The organism is Vibrio sp. Scap24 (assembly GCF_013394185.1).
GTDB classification, from domain to species: domain Bacteria; phylum Pseudomonadota; class Gammaproteobacteria; order Enterobacterales; family Vibrionaceae; genus Vibrio; species Vibrio pomeroyi.
In genome coordinates, this window is record NZ_CP041332.1 from 276439 (window position 1) to 295571 (window position 19133).

The 19133-nt window shown below is 41.2% G+C and carries 18 protein-coding genes; 5 read left to right on the forward strand and 13 right to left on the reverse strand.

Annotated elements, in window-relative coordinates:
* Positions 1-132 precede the first annotated feature (132 nt).
* The 10 genes from FLM53_RS01120 to FLM53_RS01165 all read right to left on the reverse strand — a co-directional run bounded on the left by FLM53_RS01120 (position 133) and on the right by FLM53_RS01165 (position 10495).
* Positions 133-807 (reverse strand): hypothetical protein, encoded by a 675-nt coding sequence (locus tag FLM53_RS01120; protein WP_256099359.1) that lies wholly within the window; start codon positions 805-807, stop codon positions 133-135.
* Between the two features lie 113 nt (positions 808-920).
* A complete protein-coding gene (locus FLM53_RS01125; protein ID WP_176681052.1) occupies positions 921-1376 on the reverse strand; it encodes a hypothetical protein in 456 nt (151 codons plus the stop codon).
* 138 nt (positions 1377-1514) lie between these two features.
* A complete protein-coding gene (locus tag FLM53_RS01130) occupies positions 1515-1922 on the reverse strand; it encodes a GFA family protein (RefSeq protein ID WP_176681051.1) in 408 nt (135 codons plus the stop codon).
* Positions 1923-1977: 55 nt separating this feature from the next.
* The gene (locus FLM53_RS01135; RefSeq protein WP_176681050.1) at positions 1978-2478 is read right to left on the reverse strand and encodes an opioid growth factor receptor-related protein; all 501 of its coding nucleotides are present in this window, start codon (positions 2476-2478) and stop codon (positions 1978-1980) included.
* Between the two features lie 456 nt (positions 2479-2934).
* Positions 2935-3408, reverse strand: coding sequence for a response regulator (locus tag FLM53_RS01140; protein ID WP_176681049.1), 474 nt, complete (start codon positions 3406-3408; stop codon positions 2935-2937).
* A complete protein-coding gene (locus tag FLM53_RS01145) occupies positions 3395-4750 on the reverse strand; it encodes an ATP-binding protein (protein WP_176681048.1) in 1356 nt (451 codons plus the stop codon). The genes FLM53_RS01140 and FLM53_RS01145 overlap by 14 nt, the downstream gene beginning before the upstream one ends.
* 6 nt (positions 4751-4756) lie before the next feature.
* A complete protein-coding gene (locus tag FLM53_RS01150) occupies positions 4757-6175 on the reverse strand; it encodes a DASS family sodium-coupled anion symporter (RefSeq protein ID WP_016791670.1) in 1419 nt (472 codons plus the stop codon).
* A gap of 198 nt (positions 6176-6373) precedes the next feature.
* Entirely contained in the window at positions 6374-7264 is an 891-nt protein-coding gene (locus FLM53_RS01155) for a hypothetical protein (RefSeq protein ID WP_176681047.1), read from the reverse strand.
* A 227-nt stretch (positions 7265-7491) separates the two neighbouring features.
* Positions 7492-8664, reverse strand: coding sequence for a hypothetical protein (locus FLM53_RS01160; RefSeq protein WP_176681046.1), 1173 nt, complete (start codon positions 8662-8664; stop codon positions 7492-7494).
* A 97-nt stretch (positions 8665-8761) separates the two neighbouring features.
* Complete coding sequence (locus FLM53_RS01165) at positions 8762-10495, reverse strand: ATP-dependent endonuclease (protein ID WP_176681045.1); 1734 nt, start codon at positions 10493-10495, stop codon at positions 8762-8764.
* Between the two features lie 291 nt (positions 10496-10786).
* Here FLM53_RS01165 and FLM53_RS01170 point away from each other — a divergent pair, with 291 nt between their 5' ends.
* Both FLM53_RS01170 and FLM53_RS01175 read left to right on the forward strand, forming a co-directional pair.
* Positions 10787-11032: a WYL domain-containing protein gene (locus FLM53_RS01170; RefSeq protein WP_218113554.1), complete on the forward strand. Its 246-nt coding sequence runs from the start codon at positions 10787-10789 to the stop codon at positions 11030-11032.
* Between the two features lie 621 nt (positions 11033-11653).
* Positions 11654-13477, forward strand: a complete 1824-nt coding sequence (locus tag FLM53_RS01175) for a M4 family metallopeptidase (protein ID WP_176681044.1) — start codon at positions 11654-11656, stop codon at positions 13475-13477.
* A 124-nt stretch (positions 13478-13601) separates the two neighbouring features.
* Here FLM53_RS01175 and FLM53_RS01180 read toward each other — a convergent pair whose 3' ends face one another.
* Positions 13602-14501, reverse strand: a complete 900-nt coding sequence (locus FLM53_RS01180) for a LysR family transcriptional regulator (RefSeq protein WP_176681043.1) — start codon at positions 14499-14501, stop codon at positions 13602-13604.
* A gap of 322 nt (positions 14502-14823) precedes the next feature.
* Between FLM53_RS01180 and FLM53_RS01185 the strand changes: the two genes are divergently transcribed.
* The gene (locus FLM53_RS01185; RefSeq protein ID WP_176681042.1) at positions 14824-15372 is read left to right on the forward strand and encodes a DUF3332 family protein; all 549 of its coding nucleotides are present in this window, start codon (positions 14824-14826) and stop codon (positions 15370-15372) included.
* Positions 15373-15798: 426 nt separating this feature from the next.
* Positions 15799-17025: a DUF3103 domain-containing protein gene (locus FLM53_RS01190; RefSeq protein ID WP_176681041.1), complete on the forward strand. Its 1227-nt coding sequence runs from the start codon at positions 15799-15801 to the stop codon at positions 17023-17025.
* 91 nt (positions 17026-17116) lie between these two features.
* Here the strand turns inward: FLM53_RS01190 and FLM53_RS01195 are convergent, their stop codons facing one another.
* Together FLM53_RS01195 and FLM53_RS01200 are read right to left on the reverse strand one after the other, a co-directional pair.
* On the reverse strand, positions 17117-17434 hold the full coding sequence (locus FLM53_RS01195; protein WP_176681040.1) for a Dabb family protein: 318 nt from the start codon (positions 17432-17434) through the stop codon (positions 17117-17119).
* A gap of 206 nt (positions 17435-17640) precedes the next feature.
* Positions 17641-17880: a hypothetical protein gene (locus FLM53_RS01200; protein WP_176681039.1), complete on the reverse strand. Its 240-nt coding sequence runs from the start codon at positions 17878-17880 to the stop codon at positions 17641-17643.
* 303 nt (positions 17881-18183) lie between these two features.
* Here FLM53_RS01200 and FLM53_RS01205 point away from each other — a divergent pair, with 303 nt between their 5' ends.
* The gene (locus tag FLM53_RS01205) at positions 18184-19062 is read left to right on the forward strand and encodes a LysR family transcriptional regulator (protein WP_176681038.1); all 879 of its coding nucleotides are present in this window, start codon (positions 18184-18186) and stop codon (positions 19060-19062) included.
* Positions 19063-19133: the final 71 nt, after the last annotated feature.

Genomic DNA, 19133 nt, shown 5'->3' on the forward strand with positions numbered 1-19133 from the left:
CTTGTCCGGCTAATTCATACAACCCATTAAGGATTCTTAACTTTACCCATTTTAGTCAGGGTGTCTTTGCTATTGCCATAAACAAAGATAAACCAACGTAGACTGAAACCCACATAGCAAAATTAAGAGTGGCTAACTTGAAGGGCTAACCATTGATTTTAACGATCGCACCGCGTTTTGATAACTCACTCGTGGGTTGTTTCCCCAATACGCCAAGGCGTAAACGCCTAGTACCTGTGAAGTCCAAAGCAAAGCCGATATCAGACAAGTACTATAAATATCGGGGAGCATAGAGATTGCCTTGTGATATTTTTCGTCTGGAATTGTCCCTTGCACTTCCATGATGCTCAAGGTGACGTTAATCGGCGTATAACCTATCCAGAATAAAACCCATGAGCCAGCAGCAACAGGTGATAAAAACAGAAACGGCTTTAACCATCGGTGAGGAAACAAGAAATATAAAAGCATGAACACATACAATACACTAAGAAACAGACTCCACGAGCGCACGTTAATATTGGCAATCCAATAACTTTCTTCGGCATACATAAACAAAACAACGGTTCCCAAAATACTTGCAAACATAAGTTTGCCGATATTAGTCGTCCTCTTTATCCGAAATAGGACATAACTTAGTATGGTCACCAAGACGGCAAACCACACCATAATGTCCCAGTCCATAAAGAAAAAGCGCGGAGCGTAGGTATTGTTAAGTATGACAACGCCCAGTAAAACTCCGATAGATAAGTACGCAATGACTAACCGTACCATGAACCAACCTAGCTTTTTCATTACTTCATTATTCATCAGCGCAGACCAACTTTAATTGAGAACGGAAAAAGGCAGAGTTCCCTAACGTAATTACCTTCTGCAAATGCGTATCGAAAATGCCAAATGTTGGATGTCATGAAAATTGTCCTTTATTCGTCAACGCCAAGATTGTCACCCAGCTTTTCCATAAACCAAGTTCCTTGGCACGGACCATTGGTTAAATGCCAACGACCATCAAATCGCTTGCTGTTGCCAGTTGCTGAAAAACGATAGTCCCACTGGCGATGTTTGGCATATAAACGTAAGTCGCCACTTTCCGTCACCCAACCTTCTAATGGTGTTCCGTTGTAGGTAAGCCTAAGCGTGGCTTTACCCTCACGAATGGTTCCGGTGATGGTTGTGCGTTCACACATATTATTGCCAGTGGTGTTAATACGGCGACCTAGCCACTCACCGTCAAAATCAGTAGATGGCACAAATTGGGGACGATCAGGAAGTTTAGGGAATGACTCGGAATTACTGGACCCGAACCATTGAAGTTCGCGGCCAACGAGGAAGAAGACAACAAAGCCAATTGATACAGCGATGACAAATCCCTTTTTCATAATCTAGTCGCCTTCTATAAAAATTAGAAGAACCCTAACATAATGAAAAGTAATGAGTTAGATAAAATAATATCAACTTTGATGTATACCACAGATTGCATTTGGATCTTTGTTCAACCGACTAACGGATTCTACACCTTAGGTTAAGCGCCCTTCTGGAAAAGCGCTCAACTTGGCATGTAATTCACACCAGTTCGCTTTGTAGTTTGTATAAATCTGAGCATCAATTTTGACAGGAATATCGACATCGAACGTTGATATCGCCAACTCGATATTTTCAAGAGGTTCACCTTGAACTCTGAAGCCAAGGCTTGATCCACAGTTGGAGCAGAATGTTCGTGTTGTGCCGTTTGATGCGACAAACTCTTTGAGTCGATCTTTGCCAGAAAGCCAGTTTAAGCCTTTTACACCAACTAACGTCCCGAAAGCGGCGCCGTGAAATTTTCGGCACATTGAACAATGGCAGTTTGCTGCTTTTTCGCTGAACCCTTCAACAGAAAAATGAACACTGCCACACAAACACGAACCTTTAAAAACTGCACTCATCCTGAGTCTCCTTCCCTTTCATACAGTGTGTTAACCCACTGGCTATTGCGGGCTTCTAACCATTTAACGCATTACGCCAATATTGCACCGTTTTATCAGACACAGAACCGGTTTCATTCGCTGCTGCGATCAAGAAGTCACATAAGTTGGTCGCAACCTTTTCATTGCCTAGCAAGTATAAACTGCGAATAGTTCGTGTTAGTCGAAGCTGGTTATGGTCATGATTCTTCAACCATACATGGTTCGCAGGGCTAAGTGGCAACAATGAAGATATCTCACTTCCGTCTCGCTGCATTCCCCAAAATTCAAGCATCAGGTCAAGCACTTGTAGATGGGCAGTGCGAAGCGCTTCTGAATTAGCAAAAAGCGCCCTATCTTCTTGGGTAACCAACGGGGCATGTTGATTAAACTTAGTCCCCTCATCGATTGGGAAAAACACTTGAATATACTTATGGTCATGCTCCAACCAAAAGTGATTGTAAGCTAACAACTGTTCTATATTACGACCAAACTTGTCTGGCACTTCACCAGATATAAAGCGAGCGATCTCACTCATTTTTAAATCCTACTGACTATAAATCCCCACTTGTGGGCGAATGCATTATTACGCAATAAGCAGTGAAAAGCCTAGTCCTTTACGTTGTAAGTACCGATCTGACTTCAAACTCCACATACCACGCATTAGGAATCACTTTCGAATAATTTCGACTTACTTTTCTAACAAAGGACACTGATAGTCTGCGATACATTTTAGCTCTGCTGCATGTTCAGGGAATCGTTCGTGAAGAAAGCACAATGCATCTGTTGGCGTAGCGTATGAGTTTTATACTAAAGCCAACAATCAGTGTGTTAATAACTGAGTACTAAAGCCTGAACGACTAAAAGAGATGGGAAATATATGCACCGAAAGATTACATCTTTCACAGAAAAAATCCTTCAGAAAGCGTCCTTCGGTGCATACAATTTCAAGCGACTGACATCAATGACTAGCGTAAGTCGCTAACATAAAAGACTAGCGTAAGCGTCTCAACACTACCTGCTGGTCAAGCTCATTCTGATAGTCCGTGTAATCAAGCCCTTGATCAAATATGTACTCAGTGACAAGAGTACGAATGCATTCAACTAATGTGTTTGCTTGCCAAGGCTTTTCAAAGTAACGGTCGATGCCTGCTGTATTAATCGCATTGATGGTATCAGTATGAGTGGCCTGCCCCGTAAGAAGAATTTTCTTTGTATTCGGAAAGCGACTGTCATGGAACACTTCAGTGAGTAACTCCACACCCGTTTTCCCAGGCATCACATGATCAGACACGATGACGGTAATGTGTTCGCCTTCTGCGTCAAGTTCATCAATGAGATCAAGCACTTCTTGCGCTGATTCACAATCTTCAATATTCAGCCAACTCGCCAGCGGCTCTAAATCTTGTATCACTGCGCTCAGTACTTCTCTCTGGTCATCGACACAGATTAAATTAAGCTTCTCCATGTTCACCCTCTATTGGTAACTTGATTCTAAATACAGTTTTAGAAGCATCACTTTTCACAATAATACTTCCGCCATAACCTGCCACAATCCGCTTAACTACTGATAAGCCCAAGCCCAATCCAAACGATAAACCACCTTTTTTAGTGGTGAAGTTGGGCTGAAATACCTTTCTACGAGTCGCCTCGTCTATCTCAGGGCCGTTATTCGCGATCGTAACTAATATTCTTTTCTTACTTAATCTGGTTTGAATCTCTATTGCGGCATCGTCTGAATTCGACATCGCATCACAAGCATTCTTTACAATGTTGACCCAAATCTGAACGAGCTCTGTTTTCGAACCTTTAAAAGACGGTAGATCCGCAGGGCTCAATCGCACAGACACTCTACGTAACTCACTTTGTAACAACGATAAGGCATGGTTAATGGAGTCGTTAATATCGACCGCTTCTTCGGTGTCGATATCAACTCTGCCAAGTTGTTTAACCGATTTTACGATGCCGACAGTGTGTCTAGATGCCAAACGTAAGTCATGTAAATCACAGCCCATCTGCCAAAAACGAATCGCTTCTTCTGGATTTTTCAGCCAATGCTTTGAAATAACGTCTGTTGCAGATAAAGCATCAATTGGAATCGCCTTCGCAAGAGAGCGAGCAATGTTTTTGTCTAAACCATATTTTCTTTCAAATTGTCGCCCACGTGTTCGTGCTTCTAACGACGACGTTTTCTGACCATGCATTAACCCAAAATCGAAAAATTGACTGGCTTCTGGATGCACTTCCTCAAGCAGATCCATGATGACCGTTTCAAGTCGACCTGATTTACTATTTACTACACCAATAGCGTTGTTAAGTTCATGAGCAATCCCCGCAGCTAATTGACCCAAGGTGGTCATTTGCTCAGCAGTATGTAACTTCTCTAGCGCTTTTTGTTTCGCAATGGCTTCTTGTGTTGCGCGGCGTTGACGACGTGACAACTCATTGACAATCACAGGTGTAAACTGTGCGGTAAGAGGACCAAATTTACGTTCATCTTCTGCAGGCGTGTCTTTATCGATCCACGCTAACTCAACATCGGTTTTAGCAACAACCGTTGAAGATGCTGTCCAATTACCTGAAAAGAAGCTATGAACGCCTATAAAAGCCCCACTACCCGCGCTAAATACTCGCACTTGCGGTGTATTCGCATCGGTATAAAACCCTTCCAGTTCTCCACTAAACACATAATATAAACGAGTGTTTAGCGCTGATTGTTCAATAATGGTGTTACCGGCACAGCACGTCACCCGACGTTCTGTGTGGTTAAAATAGCGATCGATAAGTGCTTCTAACTTTTGTTGATACACGTATCGTTACCCTATGTGACCAATTGAATGTAGCAGCCACACCATAACAAAACTCAGTAGCACACCAACCACACCCAAAATAATACCGATTCTGGCCATTTGATTACTTTGCACATGACCAGTGGCATGAGCCAACGCATTCGGTGGCGTACTGATTGGCAACGACATACCTAATGAAGCGGCAAAAGTCACAACCAGAATTAACGTTAACTCTCCGCCTAGTGGCGTGAGTGAAGCCATAGACGAACCTAATGCAGCCATAATTGGCATTAACAAGTTAGCCGTTGCGGTATGAGACATAAAGTTTGCCATTACCAAGCACAAGAACGCCGCTCCGAACAACACCACATAGGGTGAGTAAGCATCAAACGGGATACTGTGTACCACCAGCTTTGCTAAGCCAGTTTTATCGAGCGCTAAACCAAGCGCAATACCACCTGATACAAGCCACAATACGTCCCAAGAAATTTTCTTCAGGTCTTCTTTATTGATGATCCCAGTAAGAGAGAACACAGCAACAGGAATCAGAGCGACGGTATAAGAGTTCATGCCATGGCTTGAACCCATTAACCAAAGAATGATGGTGAGCGCAAAAGTGACGTATACCGCAATGGCTTTGGGTGTTTTAAGGAATTTACCTTTGATGCTTAGCTCGATTTTCTTTTGGTCAGCTTTGTACATAAAGCCGATTAAAAACCACGCTAACGCCATCATAATAACGACAAACGGCACACCAAATGCCATCCATTCACCGAACGTAATGAGGTTATCGCCAACTAAATATTTAAGTGCGATAGCGTTCGGAGGGGTACCGATCGGGGTACCAATGCCACCAATGTTAGCGGCAACAGGAATACAAAGCGCAAACGCTACACGACCGGGGTCTTTCGGACCAAACACAGCCAGTACCGGCGTTAAAATAGATAGCATCATTGCCGTTGTTGCCGTGTTAGACATAAACATCGAAAAGATACCAGTGATCAACATTAAGCCGAGCATCACAAACTTTGGGTCTTGTCCAAATGGCTTCAACAACACGCGAGCTAAGTTTACGTCTAATCGATATTTAGTGGCCGCCATCGCTAAGAAGAAACCACCTAAAAACAGCATGATGATTGGGCTAGCGAATGTCGCCATAATATCGCTGTATTTTAACAGCTCACCAAAATGTTCCTCCCCATGCTCAAACCTTAAAAAGATCAGCCCTTTATCCGACAACATCAATAATTGCAGAACGATAATAACAACAGACGTCGCGTAAATTGGGATAGGCTCGAACACCCAGCACAATGCCGCTAATAAAAAGATCGCGATAACGCGTTGTTGAATAATCGTAAGGCCTTCAAATGGAAACGCTGATAGCGGCATTACGAGGATAATGAAAGGAATTAAAATAGGGATAATGTATTTAATATAGGGGCGCATAGCACAAAAACTCTTCCTGAGATAACAACTACTTAAAAATTAGATTTAAAGTTCTAATTTAGATCCGACAACGAATTATCGAACTCTTGTCACTATCTCACCCTCGGCTAGATCAATGATTACGTGATCACGATATCCCCTTTTTCGATTCTGTGCGCTACCTCTACGTTTGTATGTCATTTATTGTTGCAATTAAATTTACTGTTCTAACAAACGACACTGATACTCTGCGACACATTTTAGCTCTGCTGTATGTTCAGGAAATCGTTCATGAAGAAAACACAATGCATCCGCTAGGGTTATCTGGTGCAGATTCGACGTATACCCAAAAACCAATCGGTGGACATTGTCATAGAACTCATCTGAATTATCTGAGCTTTGACACTGCGCCAAGATAGCTTGATCAATCTCATCGTCTGGATCTTCCAATAGACTATTAGCCTGTCGATAGAGATTAGAGAGCATCGCGTCATATTGCTCTTTCGACAGCTCTTCCTTACAACGCAATATCCACGTAAGTGTAATTAGGTTATGCCCAAAGAAACCAAACTGTTTTAGGCATGCTTGTAATACCTTATCGAGATCTACAACTTCACTTGTGCCAGTGCTTCGGTAGTCATCAGAACGGGTCGATGTGACAAATTCGGTGAAGCGGTTAAGGAATGCTGGAACTTGAGACGGCTCTAGCTCACGGTAAACACGATTCAGCGCCAATAAGATAGTCACATTGTGGGAAAGGTATTCGCTTGTTTTAGAAGCCTGCGAAACGTAATACGAGAAGATATCTTGAAAGCCCTTATTCTCATACCACTGCATCAAAGCGGCATACGCAGCTGGGTATACCCCACTTTTCAATATCCTGTGAATACGAAATTCTGAGAACTTTGGCGCCTGCACCGTTGCTGAGTACTCGCCTAAAACTTCAATCTCAGTTTGGTTTATCAGCTCACTCGTTTTAAGCCACACATTGTCTGATTTAGCGAAATACCCATTCAAATAATTCGCAGCCAAATAAGCTTTTAAAGAATGAGGTTGATGGATGCTGGCACTGCTATAAAGTGCCTTTTCTAATAGTTGGTCGCTTGTCATGTTTCCTCCGTGAAACTGAATTGGAATTGAGGTGAACAAGACACCCTTGGCTAATTTGTCCACCTTACACACATAAACCAATAGACAATGAGGTTTCCACGAGTCCATTATTCCAAAAAACAGAATTATTCTTAAATATTTGCAACAGGGAATCCCCATAAGTAGCGATAGTTACCTGTGAGATAAAAATAGCGTCAAAAATTAACTATTGACGCCATAGATTCTTGTTATACCCGTCCAAACAATATTGCAGACAATGAATTTTGTACAATCCCCCAACTACCATCAGGATGATTTATTGGCAAAGGCAGGAGGTCGTCAGATGAATAATTTAACCGAAGTTTGAGTGGATAATCCTCTCTTTTCCCTTCGACTGAAATAGTCAAACATACATCTAAAACGACGCTACTAGGGTTATCACAACACCCACCAAGAGTCTTATAGTCGATCAGTTCAAAGTTACCGTATGTTTCTTTAACTTCACTCGCTGACTTCCCGCGGTGCTTACCGACTAGATGGTACATATGGGGAACAACTTTCCCCCATTGCTTTTTCCGCCAGCTTTCCAAAAAAGCATTCGCCACTTCAGAAGCACCTGAACTGTCTAAAAATAAAAAGTCGTCCTCACGCTTACCAAACTTATCTAGGTAAAGCTTCAACTTTTCATTTTCTTTCGAAACATTTAGCTCAGCACCAAGCTTGCGTCTTTTGTAAGATTCATCTCTTTTATCACGATACCACGTACGTAAAACATACAATATATTCCAACATTTAGCCGATACACTTGCATTGGCATAATTTATATCTCTGCCATGTAATATACCGTTCCTGAAAGGAACGAAGATTTCATTGAAATTTGTTTTAGTTCTACTTTTTGTAAGAAAGTTCTTCTGTAAATAAGTGAAAGCATCATCATATTGACATATAGAATCCCACACGCTTATATCTGAATCTTGGGTGAATAGCCCAAGATTATTAATGTCATTAGAAATACCGTCAATAGCCATTAACAAAAGAGGAACAACTGCTCCATAGTTTTTTTGCAACTGTAGTTCTTTTGCGTTAATCAGAATATCTGAACGTTGTTCAAACTCTTGAGCCGTTAGTAAGTGTTGCATAAAAAGTGAAAGTCCAGCATCGACTCCCTGTATCAGCACTTTCTCAGCTTCGGAAAACTTACCACCCTGAGCTAACATCACAGCTTCTTCGCAATACGCTAACGGTAAGTAGTCATTTAACACCCACGCGTGATCTTTAAATAGTGGACTAAAACTTTTTATCACTGACAATACATTAGCTTCTCGTTCAAGTTCTGCCGACAATACCCCTAGACGTTCTAATACATCGTACATATTAGCCAATCTATCTACTGTCGGATTATTTGATTCATCGATGTCCATTTTTCCTCCTTAACGTATACGCCTAGAATAAGGCGTGCGGCATTTGACTCGCCAAATTCGGTAAACTCCACACCAAAACCGCCAAGAGTTGTGCGTGTTACCTCAGAATGTCAATTAGTTGAGATAAAGGCTCCGGGAGCTCTTCTGGAAGTGCTCTTTGTGCGATAGCTTTTCCAAAAATTGGCTTAGTCATTTTCTTACCACCAGAATTAAGTTTTCTAATTTCTTTAGAGAACTTAGCACCGGTTTCTTCGCAAGTTGCCCTCAGATCTGCGATGGCAGTTTCAGTCCAGCTTTCGGGTATATCTTTGTTGGAGCTTTCTAAATACTGTCGCCATGATTCAAAAAGCACATTGTCACTAAAGGCATCTTCAAATTCTTTGTTGCCAACTATAAAACGTCTTTCATTTGGTACATTTAATTCTTGTATAACCTCGTTGAGTTCATCTGTAGCATCGTTATCAAACAAAAGATAAATTTTTTCTGGATCATGTATTTCCAAAATTGCCTTACAAAAGCCTGGAATGTTTGTAATCCCCTTAGTATTTATTATTTTAACCAAGTTTGAACCAATAGGCTTATCAAATTGACTAATGAAATACTCTGGTAAGAAGCCATCTTCAGTCTCACCTTCAAAAATAACCAAATGTCTAGAGAAAAATAAATATGTATTCTCAACACCTAGGGATCTCAATATCCGATTAGATTTTTCTGGTTCATCCCTAAGAAACTTAACTTTACTGATATTATTTTTATTTTCAATTAACCTTATGTTTCTTGGCTGTATCTGGTTGATAACAAATGGAGAGTGAGTTGTCAGGATCACTTGATTACCAGAATCAGCAAAACCTTGAATTGTATCTAACAACTCAACCTGTGCCTTTACATGTAAATGTGTATCAGGTTCATCAAGCAAATATATTGTTGATGCATCTCCTTCAAGAATACTTTGTTCTTTCTTATATTCCAATAATGCCATCGATATGCGACGTTTTGTACCATAACCTTTTTTGCTAATATTAATTTCTTTTTCATTTTCTAAAAATTGGACTTTAGCATCAATATTTAGATCTTTAGATTGGTAAAGTGGAGTGATCTTTATATCAGCCCCCTCGCCCAGAAACATTCTTAGTTTTGTTAAAACCCCATCATCCCTTATTTTATTAGTTATTTCCTCTGAATATGTATCTATTTTATTTTGCACAAACTCTTCAATAGTAAGGTCTTCATCAATCTTTTCAGACCATATGCTTGTTTGCTTTTCTTTTAAGAATACCTCTTTAAAGAACGAAGGTACGTTTTCAAACTGGTTCCCATTTAATTGAATATTGTTAAATGCTGGAAATTTTGCTCCAGCTATTTCAATAACTCCATCTTGATTCAAAACCTCAACAATTCTATCTTTAAGAGTTCTAGGAACAGAGTTAGCTCTAACAATCAAGCCGAGTTCTTTAGCGACTCTTTTTATCTCTTTAATATTACCTTGATCTTCAGCATCATATTCGTCTACGAATATATCTTTCAACTCGTTAATGTAACTCTCAGACGGAGATGAAATCATTAGACCTTCAGCAACAATTAAACCATCTTTTGTAAACGTTTTTGTGAAAACGAAGTTTTCTATTTCAATTTTGATGGTAATATCATTCATATCAAAGTTGAAATCATCTAATTCAACTTTTTGATTTTGAGTAATGACTCTTAAACAATCAATCAATGACGTTTTACCAGCATCGTTTTCTCCAACAATAACCGTTAAACGATCATCAAATGTTAAATTAAACCCAACCAAACTTCTAAAACCATCAATACTAATGTTTTTAATCTTCATAGAACTCACTTTATTTAATTAACTCATAAAATCTAACTATGTATCTGACAACGTATACACGGACTAGGCACAAGAAACACAATTTTAAGCTGAGAAAAATCATTTTGTACACCGAATCACTGTTAAGTCATTTGCTATATGCACCATCATGTAATAACTAGATAAGATAATTACATAATTTAGTGACTTGAATAGCAAATGACTAATTTACCAACAAAGACCAGTTGAAACCCTATCCCTTTACCCACATTTTTATAGTGGTTATAAAGCCGCACTATTAAGGAATCAATTGTGAAACAGATCATAGGCAATGCAGGTAAGAACTTACACACAATAATTATCACTGCGCGTGAAAAAGACGGCACAGCTGAAACCCGAGAAGCTGAACCATATAGCTATAGAATAACTAAAGGTGAAGAGAAGTTCTTTTGCTTTGACATCCAGAAAGGTGGAATAAGAAACTTTGCAGTTTCTAACATTATCTCTGTTGAAGAAACTCAAAACAGCTTTACACCTAGATGGCCTGTTGAAGTATAAGATATTTCAGGCGCAAAATGCCCACCCGAAGCACCTAACACTTATTAGACAGAAAAATATTTATTTAAATTCATAACTTTCTGTCTAGTATCTATTTTAAACGACTTACTTGATTAATAACAATGACTTATGTTTACTAATTTGCGATTGAACAAGAAAATGTAGAAATTTTCTGTCTAACAGAACTAAATGAAGAGAACTCGATAACTACTCTGATTGATATTGTTAAAATAAGTTTACTATTGATAATAAAGACAATATTCCCACTTCCAAAAACCGGTTATTTACTGATTTATAATTAAGATAAAAACAGAAAAATATCGAGATTAACTAAGATACTTTCATTCTCTAGATTCAAACAAAGTGGCTTTTAATAACTCCCGACCCTTCATACGTTTACGATAAATAATAAATTTGTATTTTATAAAAACAATCTAATCAATAAGAACTTTTGTAAACTTTGAATTACATACTCTAAAACTTAATCTCTAATTAAAACTTGTCATAAGCCGAAATGCTCTTCCAATCTTGATTCGCAACACATGGCATGAGTGTGTTGCATATAGACTTCCTATAAAGCCGTTGGGAAGAAGGAGTTTATATTAAAATCAGGAACGAAAAATGAACCAACAACGTCAACTAAGCTGGAAAATAGCAGCCATTCTAGGTACGTCTTTCGGCTTTACTGCACACGCTGCAGAAATGGTCAGAATCGATAATGATACACTGCTACAACAAAGCCTCGTCGCGCAGTCGAAGAGTGTTGCTCCACTTGAATTAGGTTTTTCTGAAGTTAAACGGGTGGTATTGCCCAATGGAAAAACGAAAGTCCGCTATCAACAAACTCACCTAGGTTTACCCGTCTTTGATACCTCCGTTGTCGCCACCCTTTCCAAGAACCAACCCACTCAGGTATTCGGTTCAATGGCACAAGGCATCAGTGGAGACTTATCCAGCATCGCACCAAAGCTGAATCAGGATCAGGCGATTGAAGCTGCTATTTCCTCTCACCGTTCGTTTACTGTCGGCAAAAAGTCGATTGAAAACAAAAATGCAAAGCTCATGGTGAGACTGGACGAGAACCAAACCGCGCAAATGGTGTATCTGGTCGATTTCTTTATCGCTTCCTCTTATCCAGAGCGCCCTTTTTACTTTATTGATGCCATGACTGGCGAAGTAATCCAAAAATGGAATGGATTAAACCATGCTAAATCGTCTGGTACTGGCCCCGGCGGTAACCTCAAAACCACTCGATATGAATATGGCAGTGACTTCCCTAGTTTTCCCATCGACAAAACAGGCACGACGTGTAAGTTAGAAAACGATTCGGTTAAGACGGTCAACTTGAACCACGGAACGTCTGGTAGCGCAGCCTACAGCTACAACTGTGCCGATGGAACCAACTACACCGATCATAAGTACATTAACGGTGCTTACTCGCCTCTTAACGATGCGCACTACTTCGGTAATGTCGTGTTTGATATGTACAAAGAGTGGATGAACACCTCACCGTTAACTTTCCAGCTGACGATGCGTGTTCACTACAGCTCGAATTACGAGAATGCGTTTTGGAATGGCTCATCAATGACCTTTGGTGATGGTGGCAGCACCTTTTATCCATTGGTCGATATTAACGTGAGTGCTCACGAAGTCAGCCACGGGTTCACAGAGCAGAACTCGGGGCTTGTTTACAGAAACATGTCGGGTGGTATTAACGAAGCCTTCTCCGATATTGCAGGCGAAGCGGCTGAATATTACTTGCGTGGCAATGTGGATTGGATTGTAGGTAGTGATATATTCAAATCGGAAGGTGGCTTGCGTTACTTTGATCAACCTTCAAAAGATGGCCGCTCGATTGATAATGCCTCTGAATACTACGATGGTTTGAACGTTCACTTATCTAGCGGTGTTTATAACCGCGCCTTTTACCTTTTAGCGAACAAATCGGGTTGGAATGTACGCAAGGGCTTTGAAATATTTACAGTCGCAAACCAGCTGTATTGGACGGCAAACAGCACCTTTGATGCCGGTGCGTGTGGCGTTGCGAAAGCCGCAGCAGACATGGGTTATGTGGTTGCCGATGTTGAAGATGCTTTTAACACGGTAGGCGTGAATGCAAGCTGTGGTGTCACACCTCCAACTGGCAATGTACTGACGAAAGGCACACCGATTGCGAACCTAAGCGGAAACCAATCCTCAGAGAGCTTCTACACCTTCACTGTGGATTCTGCATCAAGCGTGACGGTTTCAATGTCTGGAGGTTCAGGCGATGCCGATCTTTACGTGAAATCGGGCAGCAAGCCAACCACATCCAGTTACGACTGTCGCCCCTATCGCGCTGGCAACAATGAGCAGTGCAGTTTGAGCGCGCAACCGGGCGTGACTTATCATGTGTTACTGCGTGGGTACTCGAACTACTCTGGCCTAACGTTGCGTTTAGATTGAGTTAGTACGTACCGCTAAAGGTAGCAACCAATAACTAAGCCTACTCACATGAGTAGGCTTGATTGCTTATTAGAAGGCTGAGTTGTTCTAGAGACTTAGACGACCTCTTAAAATGCCGAATTGATCACGCAGACAGTTTTAAGATCTCACTGGTAAACAGTTCTCTTAACCATCGGTTTACGATGTCATCGTTACGGTTGCTGTGCCAATACACACTCAATGATGGCTTGTTGTATTCGAATGGCAGTTCAAACATCTTTATTTTTTCTTCATCGAAATACGCTTTCGCCACACTTTTGGGGAAGGTTGCAATCCAATCACTGTTGTAGATGGTATCTGAGAAATCAGCGATCGAATTAAGCTTTCTTGCTACTTTTCGCTCAGAAAAGATTGGGCTGTGAAACTCGGAAAGTTGATTCACTCGGTAGTTATCATGTGTGAGCGTCACATGCTTTTCTGAAAGGTATCGCTCTAAGCTGACTTGCTGGTCAATGTTCGAGTGGTTTTGGCTACACACGATACATAACTCGTCGCTCCATACCTCTTGGCTTAATAAGGTTGGATGTGCGCTGGTTAAATCGACAACAAGGTCGATCTTTTTCTCTCGAATATCTGTTGCCATGTCTTCTTTGATGTTCACGATTTCAATCACGCAGTCTGGTGCTTCTTTCTGAATCCTATCCAGAACTTGCGGCAGCGTCACACTGCTTGAAATACTCATCGCGGCAATTCGAAACGTGTAACTGCACTCTTTCGGTTCAAAGTCGTGCGTTTCAGGTAACGAATGAGAGACAAGCTTGTGTGCTTGCTTGAAGATTGGGTACAAGTCGTTAGCAACAGGTGTCGGTTCAAGCGTGTACGATTTTCTAACGAAGAGCAGATCGCGATACTCGTCTCGAAGTTGCTTCAAGTGAGCACTGAGGCTGGGTTGTGAGATGTTGAGCCGCTCTGCTGCGTACGTTAAGTTTCCTTCTTCATATATCGCAATAAAGTAATAGATGAGGTTCAGATTAAATCGTTTCATTCGAGCCCTTTAGGCGGTCATTTATATGAATAAACGGAGAATTAATATCGTTTAACTTGCCCTCTATTATCGTGTTCAATTTCCATCATTCAGTTATGGTCATGACAGTTCATTGTAAAAACACCGAATACAAATAACACGAACTAGTACGGTAGGATCGAAGGAAATAGCAAGGGAAACAAACAAAGTGAATAAGCAAGATATTGGTTTATATAGAGATATAGGTTTTTCTGATATCAAGTATAGGCGTGGCGTTATATTAGAACGCAGATGACTTTGACATAATTATCCGTTCCTAAACAGACACGTGTAGAAATAGATAATGATTAACCGATTTGCAAAACCGATAATAATCTCAATGAGCCTTGTGACCTTATTTGGTTGTGTGGGCAGCAATGCCGTAACCGGAAAACTAATGGAATTTAACGTGAAAGCCGTTGATAACCGTTACGCTCGTGGTGGCCTAAACATGTTACTTGCCCCTGCTTACGGTATTACCGTTGCCGCCGATTACATCGTATTTAACTCACTGGAGTTTTGGACGGGTAAGAACCCAATCAACAAAAAGCCTCACATCTTTGACACCAAAGTAGATACGTACATTGATATTAATGACCAACTGGATGACAGCCTAACAGAAGCGCCAATCGACCCGCTGGCAAAGCATGTGATTGACCACAGTGAGATGAGAGTGATCAACGAAGACCAAATCGCAATTGAGTTAACTTACAACGACGGTTCTCACGCGACATTAACGGGCGAGCGCTTTGGCGATGAAGTTCACTACTCTATTGATAACCAAGTTATCGCAAAAACAAGCTTAGAAGAGATGCAAATGTACATGGCATCCGCAGAGCAATCACAGGGCTAAAGCGCTTATATAACGCCGCTCTGTAATGAGATAATAGATACACCAACAAACAGTCAGTCTTTATAAGCATTGCCGTTCGCTTATAAACATAAAAGGGTTAGCCAAGCGCTAGCCCTTTTTCTTATCTGCCCTATACAAGCCAACAGATACCCTCATACCTGAGCGTACTCTTTTGAACCTACAGACATATATACCCAGCCTATACAGTTAATAATTTTGTTAATTAACTACTGATTGGTTTATAAATTTGGATATATCAAGTCGTCACACACTTAATATTTTATAAATTATTTAAATTGAGATCCTGTGCTGCACAACGAAATAAAAATAAGCTGTCTAACTTTTAAACACATTCACCTTGCTGATAGGTTAATCCTTATAGGGCAAATGCTCTATTAATGATAAAAATTAAAATAAGGATTATTTATGAGACCATCTTTCTCTATCAGTATGGTGCTTGCAACAACAGTGGTTGGCTTCCAGTCCTATGCAAACAATATCGACACGACAGACACACGCTCTCTTTCAGAGAACTCCTCAGCACAAAAGCAATCTTTGGCGTTGCAAATCAGTGCCCGCTACTCGGAACTTGAGCTTTCTTTAAAAGATCAGATAACAGAAAAACAGCTGTCTACACCGATAGATAAGCTTAACTCAGACAAGCCCTACTCCTCGTTTTCAAGCAAAATGCAAAAGGCCGATCTTAGCTACCGCAAGATGAAAGGGATCAACGACTTCAGTGACTCTGTGTTAGAGATTCGCATGGCCGATGAAGCGATGATTGAAGCTTGGAAGAGTGGTGAAAGCCCACTGTTTGCTTACGAACCATCAGGCGATGATTCAAACTGGCAATACATCGAAGCCTATGATGTGTATGGACAAGTTCATGAGTTAGATGTGTACCAAATGCCAGACGTTCCTGTGTTTATTATTGATAGTAACGGCTCAGAAGAACTCAAAGCAGGCCTAATGGCAATGCAGGCTGAGATGAACAAACTGGGTACTGCAACACAAATCAATTCCGGCTCCAAAACCACCAGCGGCAGTAAAGCTAGTAAAAACAGTAAGGTTCAGAAGCATACGTTTATGAACAAAGCTCAACGCTCGATGGCGATGCAGGAACCTGAGCCATTAAATACTACACAGTTAACGAAAATCCGTTTGGCTGTCGACCAAGAACCGTGGATCTCTGGCAAAGCTGAAATCTATGCCATTGTGACGGGTGTCGATTCAAGTCGTTTAGAGCCACAGATTGATCTCGTTGAGATGCCTTATCTGGACTACGACAAACAGACGTATTACCCAAATCAAACCGTTATCTTCTGGCCTCGTTACCGTTGGGGCGCTGCCGATATGATTTTGATGGAGCACGATGATGGCACCGATTACAAAGCGTTAGCCAAGTTGCTGGTTGAAGCCGCAGAAGAGATCTTGAAGATGATTCCTGACCCAGAAGTTCAAGGGTATGCGATCATTGCTCAGATCACAGGTAAGATCATTGATGTGATTCCTGAAGGCGTACTAGTGAATGACGATGACTTCGTAGACGTGTACTACACCTTAATGCAAAACACCCCTTATGTTGATCGCCCGGGCGCAGGCGGAAATGCCGTTGCTTCGTTCGCCCCTGTCACGATTTCACCAACAGAGTAAATCGTTTCTTATTTCGTTAGGGCTTAATCACTAAGCCCTAACTCTTTGCTATAGAGGATCACAGATAGATCGAGACACAAAGACAAGCTAATTACATGGAGTAATCAAACACAATGATGTCTTCTAAAAGCGGACGAAACACATCTTTCAGCGCATCATGCTCTGGGTGTGGAAGGTAATTCTGACGGCCTTCTTCATCAGCAAACGTCATTAGCACCGAATGGGTATAACCTTGATTCTTGTTTTCTGGGCTGTCATTTAGCCCCCACTCGACTGAAGTCACACCTTCCACCTTGCTTGGCATTGCTTCAAACAGTCCTTTCAGCTTCTCTATTTCAGACACTTCTGCATCTTGTTTAAACTTAATCAGCAAAATATGACGAATCATTCCCGTTTCTTTTCGATTCATTCTTAATCCTTTTCGAGTCTTCGTTTACTGGTGTGTCATTCGAGCCCACACCAGTCGCAAGCTAACGTTAATAGAAAGACAAAATGCCACAGGTTACAGATACTGCCAAGGCTAGATGGCTGAATTTTATAAAAGACTCTAAAACGAAAAACGCTGCACCCGAAGGCACAGCATTTTCCATGGACATGGTAAGCACAGATTAAGCGTTAGTCGCGACGACCTGTAAGTTGGATCGTTTGGTCTTGATCAACGGTCTTTTGGAATTTTATTCCGCCATTGCTAGCGTCATTTCTTCCTTCAAGAGTAAGATCAGACTCAACACGCTCTACATTTACCTGATTGCCTTGGCTCATTGTCATATCAATGGTGCCTGTATAGGTTCCATCAGCCGCAAAAGCAGTATTCATTGAAATAGCCATCAAGCCTAGTGCGATTAACTTGTTCATACATCACCCCTCGTTATTTTTAATATTATGTTCGTTTAGTTACTGTGTTTCTTTGTTGAGGTAACTTTAACAACCGGATGCAGGCCATTCGAGGAAAAGCAAGATTTACAAAATGGAAACTTGCTCGATAAATCAACGAAATAGTTCACATCTTGACGTTGTGCTGTCTTAAAACTTAAAACTCATGACTATGATATTAGAGTCAGATGCTTTTACGTTTCTCTGTTGTCGCGCTTTTATGCTTTAACGCTTCATTCGCAACAAAGAATAGCATCGTTATCACCTAACCAATTCGGAGTGCTTGTGGACATCAATCTCGATATTCAGAATATCTTGGTCATCAAACGTATGTATGAGCTTCGCAATGTTGGTTTGGTTGCAGAGTCGCTAGGAAAAACCTCTGGGGCGATCAGCAAGAACCTGTCGAAGCTAAAATTACAGCTTGATGACCCCTTATTTATTCAAACCAAACACGGGTTTGAGCCAACGACTTTTGTCGAAACCAATATCGAAAACTTTGAGCAGATACTCACGAGTGTCGAAGCCATCAAACACCAAGTGTTCACTCCTGATACTTATCAGGGCGACATCAAAATTTACGCCAATACCCTGTTTTGGGAACGCTACGGATCTAAGCTCTACTTTGCTCTCAGCCAAGAAGCACCACATGCTCATTATTCCTTTGTGAGATGGGGAACCAATGTTAAAAACAGGCTCATCGACGGTGAGGATGCTGTCGCGGTTCACTACTTTGATGAAGGCTTGCCGCAATCCATTTCACAGAAGGAAATAGGTAAAGGCAAAGCGGTGTTTTTCGTTCGAAATGACCACGAAGCACAAACCTTTGAGTCATTGGTTAACTACCCAATCATCCTGTTCAAAACCCCAGGGTGGAATGACAATAAATACCCCATTATCGACAGGCTCAGAAACGTCGGTTTCAACGTCACGCCAAAAGTTGAGGTCGACCACCCTGCGATGATCCACGATGTGGTGTTGAAGTCGGACTATTTTGGGATCACCTTAGATGGCAGTGTGCCAGAAGGTTGTCGAAGCATTGATTTACCCGAGAAGCTGACTATCGGTGTTAGCTATGTGATGAGCTGTCGTCGTTCACAAAAAGACGCCCCTGTGAACCAATGGCTTTTAAAGATCCTCAAGTCCGTATTGCAAAACAAATAGCCACGAACCAATAAGGGCCTACATTATCAGTAGGCCCTTTGTTCATTCACGATCCAGCTTTTGATATCAAT